Below are 19822 nucleotides of genomic sequence, written 5' to 3'. Positions count from 1 at the left end.
TGCACACCGTGGCTCGTGAGACTAAGAGGTATAAGATGACCAGTTCGGATCTTTTGCTGTACTGCATGGCTAAACGAGGCGCAGAACAAAGCGTCCACAGCGACTGGAAGGCGACACAGATCAAGGTTGCGGATGTGCTTTTCGCGATGGTCAAAGAGGTGGAAGATCGCCCGGCCGTGTCGCTGAAAACCAGCCCGGAGCTGGCCGATCTTCTCCGCCAGCAGCACAGCGATGTTCGCCCAAGCCGCCATTTAAACAAAGCGCACTGGAGCACGGTTTATCTCGATGGCACATTGCCGGATTCGCAGATTTACTATCTGGTTGATGCTTCCTACCAACAGGCGTTGGGGAATGTGTCAGAAGACGCGAGAAAACAACTGAGCCGCTGATACGTAAACGGGTGTGGTAGCAACCGCCACCCGCTACAGTACGCCTGTCAATGACATCAGTGTGATATCAATCAAGCGTATCACCAGCGTCTGAATGCGTTGGTTGAGGGCTATTTGCGCATTATTGGCGCGGATGTGGGCAATATCACGCTGTGCCTCCAGCAGCAGGATCATATCCTCCTGCTCAAGCCAGCCATTGGCTTTTTCCCTGATTGCCATTGCAATCAGCCGCCCGCTATCGCGAATACCGTCATCCTCATCCAGCAACGATTGATGGACGAGCGAAACAAATTCATCCCGTATCTTCTGATTAACGTTAGCCGCAATCAATATGCTGGTTAATTCAGTTAGCAGTTTCATCAGACGCCTCCCGATGCACAGTCTGCGCCGCTACGCGCGCACTCGCCGTCGGCCGCCAGTTGATACATAAGGTGTATCTGTTGGCCAAAAATAGTGAACTGTGCCGGGGTAAAGGCGCGCTGCTGTTGAGAAAATCGGGCATGAAGCCGCTGATATTCCGTTTGCAGCGTCAGGAATGTATCCGTTCGCGGGGCGTCGTCCAGCGAGTGGGCGAGGGCGATCGCCTGGTCGAACTGGCGGAGGATACGCTGATGGTCATGCTGCAATGCCTGCGGATCGAGCGGCATTTCGGTGCCGTCGCGCAGAAACTGCATCTGTAATGCTTCCAGCTTCTGTAACTGACGGTGAGCCTCAGTGCTGTAACCGTGGCTAAACGCGCAGCCGCTAAGGCAGGCCGCCAGGCAAAGGTATCTGCCCCAGAAAAGGCATCGGTTCAGGTTCATGCTGTTTTTTCGCTGATGGGAGAATAGGGGTAATCTGACGCCAGCCGGGTCGGCGTGGCAAATCACAAAACAACATCGGCGGGGAAATGAGGAAAAATGATGCCGCTTCCCGCGGGGGGAAGCGGCGAAAAGTTTACTTCAGCATGGGTTTAAGGAAACGAGCCGTGTGCGAGGCTTCGCATTCGGCGACGGTTTCCGGGGTGCCGGAGACGAGGATCTCCCCGCCGCCGCTGCCGCCTTCCGGCCCCAGATCGACAATCCAGTCGGCGGTTTTGATCACATCAAGGTTGTGCTCAATCACCACGATGGTGTTGCCCTGGTCGCGCAACTGGTGCAGTACTTCCAGCAGTTGCTGAATATCCGCAAAGTGCAGGCCGGTGGTCGGTTCATCCAGAATATAGAGTGTCTGCCCGGTACCGCGTTTAGACAGTTCACGCGCCAGCTTCACGCGCTGAGCTTCACCGCCGGAGAGCGTGGTTGCCGCCTGCCCGAGTCGAATATAGGTCAGGCCCACATCCATCAGGGTTTGCAGTTTACGCGCCAGCGCCGGTACGGCATCAAAGAACTCACGCGCTTCTTCGATGGTCATATCCAGCACTTCATGGATGGTTTTGCCTTTGTACTTAATCTCCAGCGTTTCGCGGTTATAGCGTTTGCCTTTGCACTGGTCGCACGGCACGTAAATGTCCGGCAGGAAGTGCATTTCGACTTTGATCACGCCATCGCCCTGGCAGGCTTCGCAGCGACCGCCGCGCACGTTAAAGCTAAAGCGCCCCGGCGTATAGCCGCGCGCGCGTGATTCCGGCACGCCCGCGAACAGCTCACGCACAGGCGTAAAGACGCCGGTGTAGGTCGCCGGGTTAGAGCGCGGGGTACGGCCAATTGGGCTTTGGTCGATGTCGATGACTTTGTCGAAGTGCTCCAGACCCTGCACATCACGATACGGCGCAGGTTCGGCAATGGTTGCCCCGTTAAGCTGGCGCTGGGCAATCGGGAATAGCGTATCGTTAATCAGCGTCGATTTACCGGAACCGGAAACCCCGGTGATACAGGTAAACAGACCCACCGGCAGCGTCAGGGTGACATCTTTCAGGTTGTTGCCACGCGCGCCGCTCAGCTTGAGTACTTTTGCCGGGTCGGCAGGTACACGACTTTTCGGCACTTCAATTTTGCGTTTACCGCTCATGAACTGCCCGGTTAATGATTCCGGCACCGCCATGATGTCATCCAGCGTGCCTTCAGCCACCACCTGGCCGCCGTGTACGCCTGCGCCTGGGCCGATGTCGATCACGTGATCGGCTGCGCGGATGGCGTCTTCATCGTGTTCGACCACAATCACCGTGTTACCGAGGTTACGCAGGTGGATCAGCGTACCGAGCAGGCGTTCGTTATCGCGCTGGTGCAGGCCGATGGAGGGCTCATCCAGCACATACATCACGCCAACCAGCCCGGCGCCAATCTGGCTCGCCAGACGAATACGCTGCGCTTCACCGCCGGAGAGTGTTTCTGCCGAACGGGAGAGCGTCAGGTAGTTCAGGCCGACGTTGACCAGGAACTTCAGGCGATCGCCAATCTCTTTCAGTACTTTTTCGGCGATTTTCGCGCGCTGTCCGGAAAGTTTCAGGTTGTTGAAGAAGTCCATCGCATGGCCGATGCTCATATCGGAGATGGTTGGCAGCGGTGTGTTCTCAACATAGACGTGACGCGCCTCGCGGCGCAGACGGGTGCCTTCACAGCTTGCGCACGGGCGATTGCTGATGAATTTCGCCAGCTCTTCGCGCACCGCGCTGGATTCCGTCTCTTTGTAGCGGCGTTCCATATTATGCAGCACGCCTTCGAACGGATGACGACGCACCGAGGTGTCGCCGCGATCGTTCATATATTTAAATTCAATCGACTCTTTACCGGAGCCGTACAGTACGACTTTCTGTACTGACGCGTTCAGGCTGCCCCATGGGGCTTCAACGTCGAAATCATAATGCTCCGCCAGCGAGCGTAGCATCTGGAAGTAATAGAAGTTACGGCGATCCCAACCGCGAATGGCGCCGCCTGCAAGCGACAGCTCCGGGTTCTGAATGATGCGATCCGGGTCGAAATATTGCTGTACGCCGAGACCGTCACAGGTTGGACACGCCCCGGCCGGGTTGTTGAACGAGAACAGACGCGGTTCCAGTTCGCTCATGCTGTAGCCGCAAATAGGGCAGGCGAAGTTGGCGGAGAAGAGCAGTTCGTCCGCTTTTGGATCGTCCATATCGGAGACGATTGCCGTGCCGCCAGAAAGCTCAAGCGCCGTTTCGAACGACTCGGCCAGACGCTGCGTCAGATCATCGCGCACCTTGAAACGGTCGATAACCACTTCAATAGTGTGTTTCTTTTGCAGCTCCAGCGTTGGCGGGTCGGAAAGGTCGCACACTTCGCCGTCGATGCGCGCGCGGATATAACCCTGACTTGCCAGGTTTTCCAGCGTTTTGGTGTGCTCGCCCTTACGCTCTTTAATGATGGGGGCCAGCAGCATCAGGCGTTTGCCTTCCGGCTGCGTCAGCACGTTATCCACCATCTGACTGACGGTTTGTGCCGCCAGCGGCACGTCGTGATCCGGGCAGCGCGGCTCGCCTACGCGGGCATACAGCAGACGCAGGTAGTCGTGAATTTCGGTAATGGTTCCGACCGTGGAACGCGGGTTATGGGAGGTCGACTTCTGCTCGATAGAGATAGCTGGCGACAGCCCTTCGATATGATCGACATCCGGCTTCTCCATTAACGACAGGAACTGACGCGCATACGCAGAAAGCGATTCAACGTAGCGGCGTTGCCCCTCGGCGTAGAGGGTATCGAAAGCCAGTGAGGATTTGCCAGACCCCGACAGCCCGGTGACGACAATCAGTTTGTCGCGCGGGATGATGAGGTTGATATTTTTGAGATTGTGGGTGCGGGCGCCCCGAACTTCGATCTTATCCATTTACCTTTCCCGGTGGAGACTCGGCTTGCCAGATTTGCTTGAAGGACAAACGGCAGAAGCGGCTAATTATGACACAACTTACCCTGAATGAATATACAGTAGTGGAATGTGGATTCCAGTATTGAGTGTAAGATATTCAACGCTAACGAGTTTAGTGGAATCGCAGTCGCATGCTATCAAAACGCCTCTTTGAAATGCTACAATCGCGCGTTTACACTATTAAGAAACACATTCAGGAGAGACAATCATGGCCAGCAGAGGCGTAAACAAGGTGATTCTCGTCGGTAATCTGGGCCAGGACCCGGAAGTACGCTACATGCCGAATGGTGGCGCAGTTGCCAACATTACGCTGGCTACTTCCGAATCCTGGCGTGATAAAGCGACAGGTGAAATGAAAGAGCAGACTGAATGGCACCGCGTTGTGCTGTTTGGCAAGCTCGCGGAAGTGGCAGGTGAATACCTGCGTAAAGGCTCTCAGGTTTATATCGAAGGTCAGTTGCGCACCCGCAAATGGACAGATCAGTCCGGCGTTGAGAAATACACCACTGAAGTTGTGGTAAACGTTGGCGGCACCATGCAGATGCTGGGCGGCCGTCAGGGCGGCGGCGCACCGGCTGGTGGTCAGGGTCAGCAGCAGGGCGGTTGGGGCCAGCCTCAGCAGCCGCAGGGCGGCAACCAGTTCAGCGGCGGCGCGCAGTCTCGCCCGCAGCAGCAGGCTGCTCCGGCACCGTCTAATGAACCGCCGATGGATTTCGACGACGACATCCCGTTCTGATTTTCAGCTATAAAAAAACCTGCGAAAGCAGGTTTTTTTATGCCTATGACTTTTATCAGGTCAACACCATCGGCCATTCTGGCGGGGTCTGGCTCATCACTTCCACCATCACCTCTTTGATGTTATTGCAGATAGTTGCAATATCCACCATCGTGATCCCCAGCAACCCTGTTGCGAACCAACAGGCGGATGCCACGCCCAGCGCGCTACAAATCACCGCCAGCCCGGCGTAATCGGCTTTGCGTAAGCGAATTTTCAGAGTACTGGCAAGAAACATCAGAATGGCGCTGAACAGCGGCCAGCGTAACAGCACGACACCTGTAGAGATAGAAACCATGAGACCTTATCCTCAGAGATAAACGGTATACACGTCATCCTTCAAGCTGCCTCTGCGTTGACTGCACTCGCTCACCCCAGTCACGTACTTAAGTACGTGACTGGGGATTCACTCCCTTGTCGCCTTGATGCAACTTGAATGATTTTGTGTATATGCCCTGACAGCGCGGCGTTCTCACAAAGGTGCAGTCCATTCTGGCTATCGACAGGCATTCACAAATGATATGAAACGCTGTTTTTTGTTTCACTCGATAACGTGAACTATATCACAATTGCTGTTTTATTCACCAGAAGTAAACGCAGCAAATTGCACCATTTTCCCCTGAAAATAGTTACATAAGGCAGCACCTTTCGTGCGGCCTGGAAGGCGCTAAATCTAACTCACTGTTTTTAAAAAAGGTAGGCCGGACAGGCGCAAGCGCCATCCGGCAGGTTTCCGGTGCAGCGCATTATGCAGAGAGGCGGTGGCGATAGTCGCTCGGCGTGCGGTCAAATTCACGGCGGAACACGCGCGAGAAAGTTTGCTGGGAAACATAACCCAGATCCATCGCGATATCGAAGATTGGGCGCTGTGTGTTACGTAGCTCCTGCGCGGCCAGCAGCAGACGGCGTTGACGAATATAGTCACCCAGCGTCTGGCGCATCTCGGTACGGAACATCCGTTGCAGATACCACTTTGAGTAACCGGATTTCTTCGCAACAACATCAATGTTAAGTGGTTGATCGATATGTTCATCTATCCATTCGATAAGCGTTTGAATAATTTCCCGATGGGACATAAGGCTCTCCCCGTTGTCTATTTTTGCTTCAACTTTTGTGTTGCTGGCGAGTATAATTCCTCAAGTTAACTTGAGGTAAAGCAGAAAATGGAAAAAAAACCAACGCGCATTAAAACGCTGCTTACACCGGGCGAAGTCGCGAAGCGTACCGGAGTCGCTGTCTCCGCTTTGCACTTCTATGAAAGTAAGGGGCTGATCCGCAGCCAGCGCAACGCGGGTAATCAACGCCGCTACAAACGTGATGTACTGCGTTATGTGGCAATTATTAAAATCGCCCAGCGGTTGGGGATCCCGCTTGCGACCATCGGTGAATCGCTGGGGGTGGTGCCGGAAGGGCACACGCTGGGGCAAAAAGACTGGAAACGCCTGACCACCCAGTGGCGTCAGGAGCTGGATAAGCGTATTCACTCAATGGAAGCGCTGCGCGACCAGCTCGATGGCTGCATCGGTTGCGGCTGTATGTCTCTGCGCGACTGCCCGTTGCGTAACCCTGGCGACAAGCTGGGAGAAGAGGGGACGGGCGCACGTCTGTTAGAAGAGGAATAAAAAACGAAAGCGCCACAACTGGGCGCTTTCGTATGTTCCGGTCTTTGTCTTTCGCTCTATCCCACTGGTTCATGGGAGGGTTTCCCCCGACATCAGCATCCCTCGGTCGAGCATGGGGTTGGAGGTTCCGGTTTGTGCTGACACTTTAAGTCTACTTCTCCTCCCCCTGTTTTCCAGCCGAATTGGCGTTTTTTTCGCCGCAATTTTTACGCGGAGTGCCGTCTGTTCCTATAGTTAATTTGAACAAACCTGCGGAGAAAACCATGTTAACCGTCCATCACCTCAATCAATCCCGCTCACAGCGTGTGCTCTGGGCGCTGGAAGAGTTGAACCTGCCCTATCAGATCGTCCGCTATCAGCGTGGCGCGGATATGCTGGCGCCGGATACCCTGAAAAAAATCCACCCACTCGGCAAATCACCGATTGTCGAAGATAACGGACACGTTATCGCTGAATCGGGGGCGATTCTCGAATATTTGCAGGATATTGGCGATCCCGATAATCGCTTTAAACCGCAGGATCCCGACGGCAAATTGCAGTATCGCTTCTGGCTGCATTATGCCGAAGGCTCGTTGATGTCGATTATGATGATCAAGCTGGTGTTGCAGATGCTCGGTAAATCACCCGTGCCGCTGGGGTTGCGCACGGTAGGGAAAGTGCTGGGAACGGGCGTACAGAAAGCCTGGCTGAATAATCAGATTGCGACCCACGCCAGTTTTATTGAATCGCATCTTGCGAAAACGCCGTGGTTCGCGGGCGACGAACTCAGCATGGCGGATATCCAGATGAGTTTTCCCCTGTTTGCGCTACTTTCCCGTGGTGGGCTCTCTTCCCTGCCGAATATCACCGCCTGGAAGGCGCGTGTTGAAGCGCGTCCAGCCTGGCAGCAGGCGATTGAGAAAGGCGGGCCATTTTCGCTTCCCGGTGAATGAGGCCATATTTGCAACGCAATTGTTGCCGGATTGCGCACTAACGATAACGTTTGCGCATGTGTTGGCGATTTATTCATCGTCATAAGCGAATTTTAGCGAAATGGCGTAAACATCAGTTGAAAATGGTGTCATAAAAACCAGATAATCGTTTGCCTTTAATTTCCGTCGTGCTCAGACGGGATTTTTGACGCTTTCTGCTCAACCGTTTTGTCGGCGCGGAGTTAATCGTTTGCTTTTTTTCGGCTCCCCTTTGCCGCAAAGATAAAGCACATGGAGATGACGATTAACAAACAGGGGATGGTCCACCACGCTTACGAACGAATGATAAAAATTTTCAGGGGATGTTTTCTATGTCTACGCCTTCAGCGCGTACCGGCGGTTCACTCGACGCCTGGTTTAAAATTTCTGCTCGTGGTAGCTCCGTTCGTCAGGAGATAGTCGCCGGTCTCACCACCTTCCTGGCGATGGTTTATTCCGTTATCGTCGTGCCGGGTATGCTCGGCAAAGCGGGTTTCCCGCCTGCCGCGGTCTTCGTTGCCACCTGCCTGGTGGCGGGCGTGGGTTCTCTCGTGATGGGCCTGTGGGCGAACCTGCCGCTGGCAATCGGTTGTGCGATTTCACTGACCGCCTTCACCGCGTTTAGCCTGGTGTTGGGGCAGCAGATCAGCATACCGGTTGCGCTGGGCGCGGTCTTCCTGATGGGGGTGCTGTTTACCATTATCTCTGCGACGGGCATCCGTAGCTGGATTTTACGCAATTTACCGCAAGGCATCGCGCACGGCACGGGGATTGGTATCGGTCTGTTCCTGCTGCTGATTGCGGCCAACGGCGTCGGTCTGGTGATCAAGAACCCGCTGGATGGTTTGCCGGTTGCGCTCGGTCACTTCGCCAGCTTCCCGGTGATCATGTCGCTGGTGGGCCTGGCGATGATTATCGGCCTCGAAAAACTGAAAGTGCCGGGCGGCATTCTGCTGACTATTATTGGCGTCTCGATTGTCGGCCTGATTTTCGACCCGAATGTACACTTCTCCGGTATTTTCGCGATGCCTTCCCTCAGCGATGAGAACGGTCACTCGCTGATTGGTAGCCTGGATATCATGGGCGCGCTGAACCCTATTGTTCTGCCAAGCGTACTGGCGTTGGTCATGACGGCGGTATTTGATGCCACCGGGACGATCCGTGCCGTCGCCGGTCAGGCTAACCTGCTGGATAAAGACGGGCAGATCATCAACGGCGGTAAAGCGCTGACCACCGATTCCCTGAGCAGCGTATTCTCGGCAGTTGTCGGCGCAGCGCCTGCGGCGGTATATATCGAATCTGCGGCCGGGACGGCGGCGGGGGGTAAAACGGGTCTAACGGCGATCACCGTCGGTATCCTGTTCCTGCTGATCCTGTTCCTTTCTCCGCTCTCTTATCTGGTTCCGGCCTATGCCACCGCTCCGGCGCTGATGTACGTTGGCCTGCTGATGCTGAGCAACGTGGCGCGCATCGATTTCAACGACTTTGTTGATGCGATGTCCGGCCTGATCACCGCGGTATTCATCGTGCTCACCTGTAACATTGTTACCGGCATCATGATTGGTTTTGCGACGCTGGTGATTGGCCGCGTGGTATCAGGCGAATGGCGTAAGCTGAACATCGGCACTGTCGTGATTGCGGTGGCGCTGGTGGCGTTTTATGCGGGCGGTTGGGCGATTTAATACGTATTGCGCTCCGTCTCCATATTAAGCGGCCTTACGGCCGCTTTTTCATACCTGAACTACAGCAGTTCCCTTGCCGCCGCGACGATATCATCACGCGTCAGCCCATACTCCTGTTCGAGAAAATCCTGCGTTCCTACCTGACCATAGCGCTCTTTCACGCCCACGCGACGCATCGGCACCGGACAGGTTTCCACCAGAACTTCCGCCACCGCCGAACCCAGCCCGTTATGAATGCTGTGGTTTTCGCAGGTGACAATGCGCCCGGTTTTCTCGGCATAGTTCTTCACCAGCATCCGGTCTATCGGCTTGAGCGTAAACATATCGATAACGGCGGCGCTCACTCCCTCTACCGCCAGTTGCTCCGCGGCTTCCAGCGCTTTTGCCACCATAATGCCGTTGGCGATTAATGTGATGTCATTACCATCGCGCAGCACGTTGCCTTTGCCAATCGTGAAGGTTGAGCCCTCCAGGTAAACTTTTGGCGCCTGCTTACGGATGGTGCGCACCCAGTAGAAGCCTTCCAGCGTATGGAGCTGGCGCAGAATATCTTTAAACATCACTGCGTCGGTGACTTCCAGCACCACGGAGTGCGCCAGCCCGCGCACAATGCCCATATCCTCAAATGACATATGTGTGCCGCCGTTGTGGCAGGCGGTGACGCCTGCATCAGAGGCGATCACCTTGACGTTGTTGCGCTGATAATCCAGCGACATAAACAACTGGTCGAAACAGCGGCGGCTGGCGAACGCGGTAAATGTGTGGACGAAGGGTTTCCGCCCGGTCAGCGCCAGGCCTGCCGCGGTGCCTATCACGTTGGCCTCCATGATCCCGCAGTTGATGACATGCCGGGGAAATTCGCGCTGTACGCTATCCATCGCCATCGAACTCATCAGATCCGCTTCCAGCGCGATAATGTCGCTGCCCGCGTTGACCTGCTCTGCGATAAAACCCGCGTAGACTTTACGCATTTCAACGGTGTCTTTCTCTCCCGCAGGTGCAACCTTAATCATACGCGGCCTCCAGTTGGCGAATAGATTCATTCAGCGCCGCTCGCATCTCATCATTCAGGCGCAGATGGTGGGTGTTGCTCAGACTTTCCAGATAAGGCACGCCTTGCCCTTTTACACTATCGAGGATCACGATGCGGGGACGTTCATCCCCGCTGCGTACCGGGCGGGTGACGGCCTGAATGGCAGCAATATCGTCGCCTTTCACCGTTTGCACATCGAAACCGAAAGCATGGAATTTTTCCGCAAGATCGAAGGGGGCGATAATGTCGTCCAGTTCGCCGTCCAGTTGCTGCTTGTTCCAGTCGATATACACCAGCAGGTTGTTCAGCTTGTGGTGGGCAATAAACTGGAACGCTTCCCAGCACTGACCCTCGTTCAGCTCGCCGTCACCGACGATGCAGAAAACGCGGTTCGGGCGGCTGGCGAGCTTATGCGACAGCGCCATGCCCGCCGCGATGGATATCCCCTGGCCGAGCGAGCCGGTCGTGGCGTCCACCCCGCGTGTTTTGAGCCGGTCAGGATGGCTCGGCAAGCGTGTACCGTTTTGGTTCAGCGTGCTGAGTTCCTCAATCGGGAAGTAGCCTTTAATCGCCAGCGTGCTGTAAAGCGCGGGCCCGGCATGACCTTTAGAGAGGACAAAATAGTCGCGCTGCGGCCAGTCCGGGTCGGCGGGGTCGATGCGCATCACATCGCCATACAGTACTGCCAGCGTCTCCACCACCGACATACTGCCGCCGTAGTGACCAAAACCTAGCTGGGTTAATGATTTCAGCGTCGCGACGCGAATATCGCGCGCCAGCCTTTTCAGTTCATCACACATTATGATTTTGCTCCTGTGTCCTGCTGCTGCGCGTTGGGTTTACCCTTCACGATGTTGTAGACCACCAGTAGTGCGAACAGCGCCACCACCAGGCCGGTAATCGCCATTGGAGAGAGGTAGCGCGCCAGATTACCCATGATGATGCCGACGACGCCGAAATCCGCGTCGGAGAAGGTGGTATTCGCGAAGCCAATCGCGCCAAGCACTGGCAACAGCAATACCGGGAGGAAGGTGATCAGCAGGCCATTGGCAAATGCGCCGATCATCGCGCCGCGGCGGCCTCCTGTCGCGTTACCAAATACGCCGGCGGTTGCGCCAGTGAAGAAGTGCGGCACGACGCCGGGCAGAATCAGTACCAGCTTGAACTGACCGAGCAGGAACAAGCCGACCAGCCCGCCGAGGAAGCTGAACAGGAAACCAATCAAAACCGCGTTAGGCGCATACGGATACACTACCGGGCAATCCAGCGCCGGGCGGGCGTTAGGCACCAGTTTTTCCGAGAAGCCGGTAAAGGCCGGGACGATCTCTGCGAGAATCAGACGAACCCCTTGCAGAATGATGAACACGCCCGCCGCAAAGGTGATGGCCTGAATGATGGAGTAAACCAGGTAGTTTTGCCCGCCGCTGAGTTGGGCTTCGACATATTCACGCCCGGCGCTGACGGCCAGAATCATGTAAATAATGATCATGGTGAGTGAGATAGAGATCGAACTGTCGCGCAGGAAGCTCAGATTTTTGGGCAGATTCATCTCTTCGGTAGAGCGTGAACCTTTCCCGCACACGCTGCCAATCCAGCCAGAAAGCACATAACCCAGCGTGCCGAAGTGACCAAACGCGATATCGTCAGTGCCGGTAATACGCTTCATGTAACGCTGCGCCAGCGCCGGGAAGAAGGCCATTACCAACCCGAGAATCAGTGACCCAGTAAACACCAGACCAATGCCGTCGAAGCCCGCCACCGTCAAAATCACGCCGATCATGCACGCCATATAAAACGTATGGTGCCCGGTCAGGAAGATGTACTTCAGGCGCGTGAAGCGGGCGACGACGATGTTCGCCACCATGCCGAAGGCCATGATCAGCGCCGTCGATGCGCCATATTTTTCCAGCGCGATAGAAACGATCGCTTCGTTGTTAGGAATGATGCCCTGAATGTTGAACGCGTGCTCGAACATCCCGCCAAGTGGATTCAGTGAACCCACCAGAACGGATGCGCCGCCGCCCAGCACAATGAAGCCAAGAATGGTTTTGATGGTGCCTTTAACCACATCGGAAAATGATTTTTTCTGTGCCACGAGGCCAATTAAGGCAATTAACCCGACCAGAACCGAAGGGACTTTAAGAATATCGACAACAAAATTTAGCGTTTCAAGGATAAACATATCCGCCTCGCTTTAATCAGGATTATTGTGCCGAGAAATAAGCGCTGAGCTTAGTTTCTAATTCATTAATATCGATAATATTGTTAATGACGACGAGCTGACTTTCCGGAACGCTGGCGCTACTGGCAATATCTTTCGCCATCACAAAAAGATCGGCAGCGCCGGGCGTTGCCGAAGATAAATCTGAGTGCTCGACTTCAGCCTCAATATTTAATTTCTTCAGCACTTTTTTGATATTCATTTCCACCATAAAACTACTGCCTAAACCGGAGCCACAAATTGCCATTATTTTCATGGTTATTACCTTATTTTGAGTAGAGTACGGGCGCACGATGTCATTTGAGATCGTGAACATATACAACGGAGAAACAGTAAAGTCAGAAGCGGGAAATAATCGTTTTAATCTCCTCTAATGTTGTCGCCTGATGGAGCAGGGTGAGATCCTTTTCACTGGAAAAAAGCTCGGCAAGCGCAGAAATCATTTCAATGTGGCTGTGCTTATCGGGAGCCGCGAGCATGATAATCACATCGACCGGATCAAATTCGTCGGCTCCGAACGCCACACCGCGCTGTAATTTCAGCAATGATAATCCCATTCCCCGGGCACCTTCTTCCGGGCGGGCGTGCGGCATTGCAAGGCCGGGCGCCAGGACGTAATAGGGGCCTAATTTTTGATGCTGCTGGATTATCGCCGTTATGTAACCGGGTTCGATTACTCCAGACGCAAGCAGCGGCTGAGCGCAAATCTCCAGCGCCTGAGGCCAGTTTTCGACCTCATTTCTTAGTGCAATGGTGGTGTCATTCAGCCATTGGTTCAGCACATGGATGCTCCTGCAACGAGGTGTATGAATGAGCAAACTTTATTCAACAGCGAGGGTGCTAACCGTGATGGTTGTCACAAAGATAGCGCTATCAAAATGTATCATTGGAAATTGTGATAGCGCTATCAAATCAAGGCGCATCAATTCACAGCAAAATTGTGGATTTCCGGCGTATACTGCCCAACATGTGAAGAAAAAATGATCGCTAACTCTCTAATAACATAGCGTTTACTCAGGAATTTAAATGTCGATAACCCGAAAACGACGCAGTACGGGAAAAGTTACCCTTGCCGAGGTTGCCCAACTGGCCGGGGTGGGAACGATGACCGTGTCCAGAGCCCTGCGCACACCAGAGGCGGTATCGGACAAGTTACGCGAGAAAATTGAAGCCGCCGTGCAGGAACTGGGCTATGTGCCGAATCTGGCTGCCAGCGCGCTGGCATCAGCCTCGTCCTGGACAGTTGCGATGGTGGTGCCGCATTTGGGCGAATTTGGCTGCTCAGAGATGTTTGCCGGGTTGCAGCAGGTGCTCCAGCCTGCGGGCTATCAAATTATGCTGGCCGAATCGCAGCATCAGCCCGAACAGGAAGAAAAACTGCTGGAAACCCTGCTGGCTTCCAATATCGCGGCGGCGGTGTTACTGAGCGTGGAGCACAGCGAAAACGTGCGCAACGGGTTGCAGAATGCATCCATTCCGGTGATGGAGATTGGTGCGGTGCGGGCCGATCCTATCGACATGAATATTGGTATCGATCATGCCGCCGCCATGTTCGAACTGACCGAGATGCTTATTACGCGGGGCTATCAGCATATTGGTTTGCTGTGCGCTAATCAAGAAAAGTGGGTATTTCAGCAGCATCTGCAGGGATGGTATAAGGCGATGTTGCGCCATCACCGCTCGCCGGATCGGGTGATCAACGCGGCCTCGCCGCCCACCTTTTCCACCGGCGCGGCGCAGTTACCCGAATTTTTACTGGCCTGGCCGGAGATGGACGCACTGGTGTGTGAATCAGATGAACTGGCCTGCGGCGTGTTGTATGAGTGTCAGCGTCGACGCATCAAAGTGCCGGATGATTTAGCGGTGGTGGGGTTTGGCGGCAGCGATGTGAGCCGGGTGTGTCAGCCGCCACTAACAACCATGCTGGTACCGCATCGTAAAATCGGTGTGGATGCCGGAAAGGCGCTACTGGCGCGGTTGCATGATAACGATTGGCTTCCTAAGGCGACGATTGCCCCACGGCTTTACCAGCGGGATAGCTGTTAATGATTTTTCGCATTTTTTTACCCATTGATTTTTCATTTTAAGGATCGTCTCGTTTCCTTTTGCGTTACTCTGGTAGGCGTAAGATACGGAGGCATGACGCCTCATATTTTACGTTTTACATAATAAGACAACGCAGCAAACAGGGATCGCATGGAAATATTCTTCACCATACTTATCATGACCCTCGTGGTCTCGCTCTCCGGGGTTGTTACCCGCGTTTTGCCTTTTCAGGTGCCACTGCCGCTGATGCAAATCGCCATTGGCGCGATGCTGGCGTGGCCGACCTTTGGCCTTCACGTCGAGTTCGATCCGGAGTTGTTCCTCGTTCTGTTTATTCCGCCGCTGCTGTTTGCTGATGGCTGGAAAACGCCGACCCGCGAGTTCCTTGAACACGGGCGTGAAATCTTCGGCCTGGCGCTGGCGCTGGTGCTGGTCACGGTCATTGGGATTGGTTTTCTGATCTACTGGGTTGTGCCGGGTATTCCCCTGATACCGGCGTTTGCGCTGGCGGCGGTGCTGTCGCCAACCGATGCGGTGGCGCTCTCAGGGATTGTTGGCGAAGGGCGTATTCCGAAAAAAATCATGGGCATTTTGCAGGGCGAAGCGTTGATGAACGACGCCTCCGGCCTGGTGTCGCTGAAGTTTGCCGTGGCGGTCGCCATGGGCACCATGGTCTTTACCGTTGGCGGCGCGACGCTTGAGTTCCTGAAAGTGGCCATTGGCGGTATCCTGGCGGGCTTTGTCGTTAGCTGGCTGTATGGCCGTTCGCTGCGCTTCCTGAGCCGCTGGGGCGGCGATGAGCCAGCCACGCAAATTGTTCTGCTGTTCCTGCTGCCGTTCGCTTCTTATCTGATTGCCGAACACGTCGGCGTATCCGGCATCCTGGCCGCCGTGGCCGCGGGGATGACTATCACTCGTTCCGGCGTGATGCGCACTGCGCCGCTGGCGATGCGTCTGCGTGCTAACAGCACCTGGGCGATGCTGGAATTTGTGTTTAACGGCATGGTCTTCCTGCTGTTAGGCCTGCAGCTACCTGGCATTATGGAGACGTCGCTGGTGGCGGCGGAAGCCGATCCGAACGTGGAAGTCTGGATGCTGTTTACCGATATCCTCCTGATTTACGCGGCGCTGATGCTGGTGCGCTTTGGCTGGCTGTGGACGATGCAGCGCTTCAGTCAACGCTTCCTGAAGAAGAAACCAATGGAGTTTGGTAGCTGGTCGACGCGTGAACTGGCGATCGCTTCCTTCGCCGGGGTGCGCGGGGCGATTACCCTTGCGGGTGTGCTCTCTATTCCGTTACTGCTGCCCGATGGCAACGTCTTCCCGGCGCGTTATGAACTGGTGTTCCTGTCGGCGGGCGTGATCCTCTTCTCTCTGTTCGTCGGTGTGATTATGCTGCCGATTCTGCTGCGTCACGTTGAAGTTCGTGACCTGCCGCAACAGCAAAAAGAGGAGCGTCTGGCACGGTCGGCCACGGCAGAAGTCGCGATTGTCGCGATTCAAAAGATGGAAGAGCGTCTGGCGGCCGATACGCAGGAAAACATTGATAACCAGTTGCTCACCGAAGTGAGTTCGCGGGTGATTGGTAATCTGCGCCGTCGGGCCGATGGGCGCAACGATGTTGAAACGTCGATGCTGGAAGAGAAGCTTGAACGTCGCTTCCGCCTCGCGGCGCTGCGTTCAGAGCGCGGGGAGCTGTATCACCTGCGTGCGACGCGGCAAATCAGCAACGAGACGTTGCAGAAGTTACTGCATGACCTTGATTTGCTGGAAGCGCTGTTGATTGAAGGGGAGTGATGCCCCTCACCCCGGCCCTCTCCCGCAGGGAGAGGGAGAAAACCAGCGCAGTTTTGTCATTTATCTGCGAACGGTTCCCTCTCTCTGTGGGAGAGGGTTGCCTACCTCGGTAACCAAAACCCTTCACAGCACTTCAGCCACGCCTGGGCGCTGTGGGATAAATAAACCCCTTCGCGCCAAATCATCCCCAGTTGCCAGTGCAATTCACTCTCCAGCGGCAGCCAGCGGAGCGTTTTCGCATCCAGCCTTTCGCAAATCGGCTCCGGTAAAATCGCCACACCGACCCCCGCCTGCACCATTGCCGCCAGAAAATCCCATTGGCCGCTGCGCACCGCGATGCGCGGCTTCACGTTGTGCTGATTAAAAAGATGCATCAACTGGCGGCTTAAGGCGAAATCTTCGTTGTAGATAAGCAAAGGATGCGCCGCAAGCTGTTCGGGGGAAACCGAATTTTGCTCCAGCCATTTGCCGGAACGGGGAACCAGCACACAGAGCGGGTGGCTGAACAAGGGTAACGTCGCCAGTCCGCTATCTTCTTCCACCGGCAGTGCGGTCATGGCTAAATCAAGTTCGCCGTTCATCACTGCCTGCTGTACTGTCAGGCCGCCGAACTCGGACACTTTGAGTTCTACACCGGGGTAACGCTGGCGGAACAGGCTGATTGGCCCGGCCATCATCATACCCACCATCGGTGGAATGCCGAGCCGCAACTGGCCTTTGTTGAGATGGTTGATATCGGTCAGTTCTGCTTCAAGCTGGCGAAATTCGTCGAGGATCACCAGCCCGCGCTCAAATACCACTTGCCCGGTATCGGTCAGCAGCAATTTACGCCCGTCGCGGATGAGAAGGGTGCTGTTAAGCTCATCTTCCAGGTTTTTCAGCATCTTGCTGATAGTCGGCTGCGTTACGAAGAGTTTCTCCGCCGCGCGGGTAAAGCTCTGCTGACGAACCACTTCAACGAAATAGCGCAGCGTTCTTATGTCCATGATTATGCCTCGAAACTATACCTGCGATGAGTTTAATTCATTTCTGCCATCGCTGTGCGCTCACTATACTGTGCCTCTCTGATTATTTCTGGACACTCTTTTCATGGCTGAGGCCTTAGGGCGCGTATTGCCCTCCGTTTTGCAACGTCTTCAGGTGCCGGTGCAGGTCGTTTTGTACGCCGGGCTATTTGTTTTTGCTGAATATCTGGTGAACTGGCTAAACCTGCCACTGCCTGCCAACCTGGTGGGGATGGTGCTGATGCTGGCGCTGATTGTCTGCCATATCGTGCCGCTGAAGTGGGTTCGCGCCGGGTCGCGCTGGCTGCTGGCGGAAATGCTGCTGTTCTTTGTGCCCGCCGTGGTTGCGGTGGTGAATTATGCGCAATTGCTGATGGTTGATGGCTGGCGTATTTTTCTGGTTATTGGGCTCAGTACTATGATGGTGCTTGGCGCGACGGCCTGGGTGGTGGATAAAGTATATCGCTATGAAGTGAGCCGGATGCGCCATGAATAACTTCCAGCTTAGCGTGCTGTGTCTCGCCATTACGCTGGTGCTCTATTTCGCCAACAAACGTCTCTATCGCCGCTTCCGTAAACTGCCGCTGATGCCGCTGGTGTTAACCCCGGTGCTGTTGGTGCTGATGCTGGTGTTTGGCCATATCTCCTATCAAAACTATATGGGCGAAGCACACTGGTTGCTGTGGTTGTTGGGGCCGGCGACTATCGCTTTTGCAGTGCCGGTGTATGACAACCTGGCGATCATCAAGCGCCACTGGATGTCCCTTTCTGCCGGGGTGATCACGGCGACGGTGGTTGCCGTCACCAGTTCAGTCTGGCTGGCGCGCTTGTTTACCCTGCCGGTACGCTCTGTCACGACGCCATTTGCGCTGGCGGCGGCGAAACCGCTCGGCGGGCAGCCGGATCTGGTCGCGCTGTTCGTGGTGGTGACGGGTGTTTTTGGTATGGCGATTGGCGATGTGCTGTTTTTGCGGCTCTCCATCCGCGAAGGGATGGCGAAAGGCGCAGGGTTTGGCGCCGCGTCACACGGCGCCGGGACGGCGCGCTCCTACGAGCTTGGCCCGCAGGAGGGGGTTGTCGCCAGTCTGGTAATGATGCTCTCCGGCGTCGTGATGGTGCTGGTGGCGCCGCTGGTGGGATGGGTGATGTTCTGACCGTTACTGGTTTCGTCTTAATGTCTGATGAGACGGGAAACCAGTTCAAACTCTTTGAAATTGACCGGGCGCCGCTGCTGCATCGAGATATTCCCGGCAATACCGGTCAGGATCGACATGGCACCCGCGCGGTGGTCGGCGGCTCGCTGTAGCGGGTCGTTGCCCGGCTCGCCAAACAGATCCGCCAGCATGGCGTTGTCGCCGCCGCCGTGGCCGCCTTCACCCAGACTGAAATCCGCTTTCCACGGTTCGGCGAACATCGGGAAAACAGTGATGTCGCACTGCTCCAGGCTGCCTTCATTCTCGCGTTTACCGCCAGCGTTAACGTAGGATTTCTCGATGATTTTCATCTCCAGACGCCCTTCGGTGCCGTTAAACACCACATTCAGCCCTTCCCATGGCAGATAGGCGTTGAGAGAGTAGGTAAGCTGTACCTGGTTCCGATATTTCACCAGCACCGACATCGTGTCTTCGATTGTGATCCCGTCGCTAAAGACGCTCTGATCGCGGAAGTAGTTATCTTCATGTTCAGCGTCCAGATAGAGCGCTTTAAGCTGTGCGTTCTCCGCCATGTTCAGCGCGAACGGGTCATTCTTCGCTTGTGAGTAACCGTGCGTTCGTGGGTAGAACTGCGTTACGCCGCGCTTTTCGGCGTTCTCTTTGCCGTAAAATTGCAGGCTGCCTTCGGCGTAAACGCGTTCCGGGTAGCTTGCCAGCCAGAAGTTCATCAGGTCGAAGTGATGGGTGGATTTATGCACCAGCAGGCCGCCGCTGTTGCGTTTTTCGCGATGCCAGCGACGGAAATAGTCTGCGCCGTGTTCGGTGTTGAGTAGCCATTCAAAATGTACTGACGTCACCTGGCCTATGACCCCCTGCATCAGCAGTTCGCGCACTTTGCTGTGGTGCGGGGCATAGCGATAGTTAAAGGCCACGCGTACCGTGTGGCCCGTCTCTTCAATGGCATCAAGAATGCGCAGGGCGCGCTGTTCATCGATGGTCATTGGTTTTTCGGTGATTACATCGCAGCCTGCATGTAGCGCCCGCACAATATAATCATCGTGGGTGCGATCCATGGTGGTGACGATAATAATGTCCGGGCGGGTTTCGCGGATCATCTCTTCAAACTGCGCCGCTTTCCAGGTGGAAACAGGTTCTGCTCCCTCTTTTTTCAGCAGCGTATTGGCGTAATTCATGCGCGTCTGATTGGTGTCGCAGAAGGCAACCAGTTTGGCATTTTCACGCCATTGACCGCCAATTGCTGAAATATATAAACCTGCACGTCCTCCCGTGCCGACCAGCGCATATTTTTTCATTGTTTCCTCGATTATGATAAATGACAAAATAACGT

General features: G+C 55.1%; 21 protein-coding genes. 9 read left to right on the top strand and 12 right to left on the bottom strand.

What is annotated here, in order from left to right; genetic code table 11:
• Positions 1-35: 35 nt before the first annotated feature.
• The gene (locus VSR74_RS20210) at positions 36-389 is read left to right on the top strand and encodes an MmcQ/YjbR family DNA-binding protein (RefSeq protein WP_347796350.1); all 354 of its coding nucleotides are present in this window, start codon (positions 36-38) and stop codon (positions 387-389) included.
• Between the two features lie 33 nt (positions 390-422).
• On the opposite strand, the gene VSR74_RS20205 is transcribed toward VSR74_RS20210, so the two are convergent.
• The 3 genes from VSR74_RS20205 to uvrA all read right to left on the bottom strand — a co-directional run bounded on the left by VSR74_RS20205 (position 423) and on the right by uvrA (position 4151).
• The gene (locus VSR74_RS20205; RefSeq protein WP_347796349.1) at positions 423-749 is read right to left on the bottom strand and encodes a hypothetical protein; all 327 of its coding nucleotides are present in this window, start codon (positions 747-749) and stop codon (positions 423-425) included.
• Complete coding sequence (locus VSR74_RS20200) at positions 749-1192, bottom strand: hypothetical protein (protein WP_347796348.1); 444 nt, start codon at positions 1190-1192, stop codon at positions 749-751. The genes VSR74_RS20205 and VSR74_RS20200 overlap by 1 nt, the downstream gene beginning before the upstream one ends.
• Positions 1193-1325: 133 nt before the next feature.
• A complete protein-coding gene (uvrA, locus tag VSR74_RS20195) occupies positions 1326-4151 on the bottom strand; it encodes an excinuclease ABC subunit UvrA (protein ID WP_347796347.1) in 2826 nt (941 codons plus the stop codon).
• 247 nt (positions 4152-4398) lie between these two features.
• On the opposite strand from uvrA, the gene ssb1 reads away from it, so the two are divergent.
• Complete coding sequence (gene ssb1 / locus VSR74_RS20190) at positions 4399-4926, top strand: single-stranded DNA-binding protein SSB1 (protein ID WP_149461788.1); 528 nt, start codon at positions 4399-4401, stop codon at positions 4924-4926.
• A gap of 55 nt (positions 4927-4981) precedes the next feature.
• Here ssb1 and VSR74_RS20185 read toward each other — a convergent pair whose 3' ends face one another.
• The gene (locus tag VSR74_RS20185; protein WP_015966314.1) at positions 4982-5263 is read right to left on the bottom strand and encodes a YjcB family protein; all 282 of its coding nucleotides are present in this window, start codon (positions 5261-5263) and stop codon (positions 4982-4984) included.
• A 448-nt stretch (positions 5264-5711) separates the two neighbouring features.
• On the bottom strand, positions 5712-6041 hold the full coding sequence (gene soxS, locus VSR74_RS20180) for a superoxide response transcriptional regulator SoxS (RefSeq protein WP_347796346.1): 330 nt from the start codon (positions 6039-6041) through the stop codon (positions 5712-5714).
• A gap of 87 nt (positions 6042-6128) precedes the next feature.
• On the opposite strand from soxS, the gene soxR reads away from it, so the two are divergent.
• The 3 genes from soxR to VSR74_RS20165 all read left to right on the top strand — a co-directional run bounded on the left by soxR (position 6129) and on the right by VSR74_RS20165 (position 9219).
• A complete protein-coding gene (gene soxR / locus VSR74_RS20175) occupies positions 6129-6587 on the top strand; it encodes a redox-sensitive transcriptional activator SoxR (protein WP_347796345.1) in 459 nt (152 codons plus the stop codon).
• Between the two features lie 263 nt (positions 6588-6850).
• On the top strand, positions 6851-7519 hold the full coding sequence (locus VSR74_RS20170; RefSeq protein WP_347796344.1) for a glutathione S-transferase family protein: 669 nt from the start codon (positions 6851-6853) through the stop codon (positions 7517-7519).
• A gap of 350 nt (positions 7520-7869) precedes the next feature.
• Positions 7870-9219, top strand: a complete 1350-nt coding sequence (locus tag VSR74_RS20165) for an NCS2 family permease (protein WP_347796343.1) — start codon at positions 7870-7872, stop codon at positions 9217-9219.
• A 59-nt stretch (positions 9220-9278) separates the two neighbouring features.
• On the opposite strand, the gene VSR74_RS20160 is transcribed toward VSR74_RS20165, so the two are convergent.
• The 5 genes from VSR74_RS20160 to VSR74_RS20140 all read right to left on the bottom strand — a co-directional run bounded on the left by VSR74_RS20160 (position 9279) and on the right by VSR74_RS20140 (position 13255).
• Positions 9279-10232, bottom strand: a complete 954-nt coding sequence (locus VSR74_RS20160) for a transketolase family protein (RefSeq protein ID WP_347796342.1) — start codon at positions 10230-10232, stop codon at positions 9279-9281.
• Entirely contained in the window at positions 10225-11052 is an 828-nt protein-coding gene (locus VSR74_RS20155; RefSeq protein ID WP_411914273.1) for a transketolase, read from the bottom strand. Before VSR74_RS20155 ends, VSR74_RS20160 begins: the two co-directional genes overlap by 8 nt.
• On the bottom strand, positions 11052-12434 hold the full coding sequence (locus VSR74_RS20150) for a PTS ascorbate transporter subunit IIC (RefSeq protein ID WP_347796341.1): 1383 nt from the start codon (positions 12432-12434) through the stop codon (positions 11052-11054). Before VSR74_RS20150 ends, VSR74_RS20155 begins: the two co-directional genes overlap by 1 nt.
• A gap of 22 nt (positions 12435-12456) precedes the next feature.
• The gene (locus tag VSR74_RS20145) at positions 12457-12729 is read right to left on the bottom strand and encodes a PTS sugar transporter subunit IIB (RefSeq protein WP_015966306.1); all 273 of its coding nucleotides are present in this window, start codon (positions 12727-12729) and stop codon (positions 12457-12459) included.
• Between the two features lie 82 nt (positions 12730-12811).
• Complete coding sequence (locus tag VSR74_RS20140) at positions 12812-13255, bottom strand: PTS sugar transporter subunit IIA (RefSeq protein ID WP_347796340.1); 444 nt, start codon at positions 13253-13255, stop codon at positions 12812-12814.
• Between the two features lie 244 nt (positions 13256-13499).
• Here VSR74_RS20140 and VSR74_RS20135 point away from each other — a divergent pair, with 244 nt between their 5' ends.
• Both VSR74_RS20135 and VSR74_RS20130 read left to right on the top strand, forming a co-directional pair.
• Complete coding sequence (locus tag VSR74_RS20135) at positions 13500-14519, top strand: LacI family DNA-binding transcriptional regulator (protein ID WP_347796339.1); 1020 nt, start codon at positions 13500-13502, stop codon at positions 14517-14519.
• 150 nt (positions 14520-14669) lie between these two features.
• Positions 14670-16316, top strand: coding sequence for a Na+/H+ antiporter (locus tag VSR74_RS20130; RefSeq protein ID WP_347796338.1), 1647 nt, complete (start codon positions 14670-14672; stop codon positions 16314-16316).
• A gap of 101 nt (positions 16317-16417) precedes the next feature.
• Here VSR74_RS20130 and VSR74_RS20125 read toward each other — a convergent pair whose 3' ends face one another.
• Positions 16418-17302 carry a LysR family transcriptional regulator gene (locus tag VSR74_RS20125; protein ID WP_347796337.1) on the bottom strand — a complete coding sequence of 295 codons (885 nt, stop codon included), beginning with the start codon at positions 17300-17302 and terminating at the stop codon, positions 16418-16420.
• A gap of 103 nt (positions 17303-17405) precedes the next feature.
• Between VSR74_RS20125 and VSR74_RS20120 the strand changes: the two genes are divergently transcribed.
• Together VSR74_RS20120 and VSR74_RS20115 are read left to right on the top strand one after the other, a co-directional pair.
• Positions 17406-17816 carry a CidA/LrgA family protein gene (locus tag VSR74_RS20120; protein ID WP_347796336.1) on the top strand — a complete coding sequence of 137 codons (411 nt, stop codon included), beginning with the start codon at positions 17406-17408 and terminating at the stop codon, positions 17814-17816.
• Positions 17809-18474: an LrgB family protein gene (locus VSR74_RS20115; RefSeq protein WP_347796335.1), complete on the top strand. Its 666-nt coding sequence runs from the start codon at positions 17809-17811 to the stop codon at positions 18472-18474. The genes VSR74_RS20120 and VSR74_RS20115 overlap by 8 nt, the downstream gene beginning before the upstream one ends.
• A 17-nt stretch (positions 18475-18491) precedes the next feature.
• Here the strand turns inward: VSR74_RS20115 and VSR74_RS20110 are convergent, their stop codons facing one another.
• Complete coding sequence (locus tag VSR74_RS20110; RefSeq protein ID WP_347796334.1) at positions 18492-19787, bottom strand: Gfo/Idh/MocA family protein; 1296 nt, start codon at positions 19785-19787, stop codon at positions 18492-18494.
• Positions 19788-19822: the final 35 nt, after the last annotated feature.

Origin of the sequence: Pseudocitrobacter cyperus (assembly GCF_039889165.1) — a bacterium.
Classification (GTDB): domain Bacteria; phylum Pseudomonadota; class Gammaproteobacteria; order Enterobacterales; family Enterobacteriaceae; genus Pseudocitrobacter; species Pseudocitrobacter cyperus.
Note: the sequence above shows the minus strand (reverse complement) of the source record. Positions and strands in the feature narration are given on the sequence as shown.

Coding starts and splice junctions, on each gene's coding strand:
- soxS (WP_347796346.1), bottom strand. CDS start 6,041: ATGTCCCATCGGGAAATTATTCAAACGCTTATCGAATGGATAGATGAA.
- VSR74_RS20115 (WP_347796335.1), top strand. CDS start 17,809: ATGAATAACTTCCAGCTTAGCGTGCTGTGTCTCGCCATTACGCTGGTG.
- VSR74_RS20145 (WP_015966306.1), bottom strand. CDS start 12,729: ATGAAAATAATGGCAATTTGTGGCTCCGGTTTAGGCAGTAGTTTTATG.
- VSR74_RS20210 (WP_347796350.1), top strand. CDS start 36: ATGACCAGTTCGGATCTTTTGCTGTACTGCATGGCTAAACGAGGCGCA.
- VSR74_RS20185 (WP_015966314.1), bottom strand. CDS start 5,263: ATGGTTTCTATCTCTACAGGTGTCGTGCTGTTACGCTGGCCGCTGTTC.
- VSR74_RS20205 (WP_347796349.1), bottom strand. CDS start 749: ATGAAACTGCTAACTGAATTAACCAGCATATTGATTGCGGCTAACGTT.
- soxR (WP_347796345.1), top strand. CDS start 6,129: ATGGAAAAAAAACCAACGCGCATTAAAACGCTGCTTACACCGGGCGAA.
- VSR74_RS20110 (WP_347796334.1), bottom strand. CDS start 19,787: ATGAAAAAATATGCGCTGGTCGGCACGGGAGGACGTGCAGGTTTATAT.
- VSR74_RS20200 (WP_347796348.1), bottom strand. CDS start 1,192: ATGAACCTGAACCGATGCCTTTTCTGGGGCAGATACCTTTGCCTGGCG.
- VSR74_RS20125 (WP_347796337.1), bottom strand. CDS start 17,302: ATGGACATAAGAACGCTGCGCTATTTCGTTGAAGTGGTTCGTCAGCAG.
- VSR74_RS20170 (WP_347796344.1), top strand. CDS start 6,851: ATGTTAACCGTCCATCACCTCAATCAATCCCGCTCACAGCGTGTGCTC.
- ssb1 (WP_149461788.1), top strand. CDS start 4,399: ATGGCCAGCAGAGGCGTAAACAAGGTGATTCTCGTCGGTAATCTGGGC.
- VSR74_RS20135 (WP_347796339.1), top strand. CDS start 13,500: ATGTCGATAACCCGAAAACGACGCAGTACGGGAAAAGTTACCCTTGCC.
- uvrA (WP_347796347.1), bottom strand. CDS start 4,151: ATGGATAAGATCGAAGTTCGGGGCGCCCGCACCCACAATCTCAAAAAT.
- VSR74_RS20155 (WP_411914273.1), bottom strand. CDS start 11,052: ATGTGTGATGAACTGAAAAGGCTGGCGCGCGATATTCGCGTCGCGACG.
- VSR74_RS20150 (WP_347796341.1), bottom strand. CDS start 12,434: ATGTTTATCCTTGAAACGCTAAATTTTGTTGTCGATATTCTTAAAGTC.
- VSR74_RS20165 (WP_347796343.1), top strand. CDS start 7,870: ATGTCTACGCCTTCAGCGCGTACCGGCGGTTCACTCGACGCCTGGTTT.
- VSR74_RS20160 (WP_347796342.1), bottom strand. CDS start 10,232: ATGATTAAGGTTGCACCTGCGGGAGAGAAAGACACCGTTGAAATGCGT.
- VSR74_RS20130 (WP_347796338.1), top strand. CDS start 14,670: ATGGAAATATTCTTCACCATACTTATCATGACCCTCGTGGTCTCGCTC.
- VSR74_RS20120 (WP_347796336.1), top strand. CDS start 17,406: ATGGCTGAGGCCTTAGGGCGCGTATTGCCCTCCGTTTTGCAACGTCTT.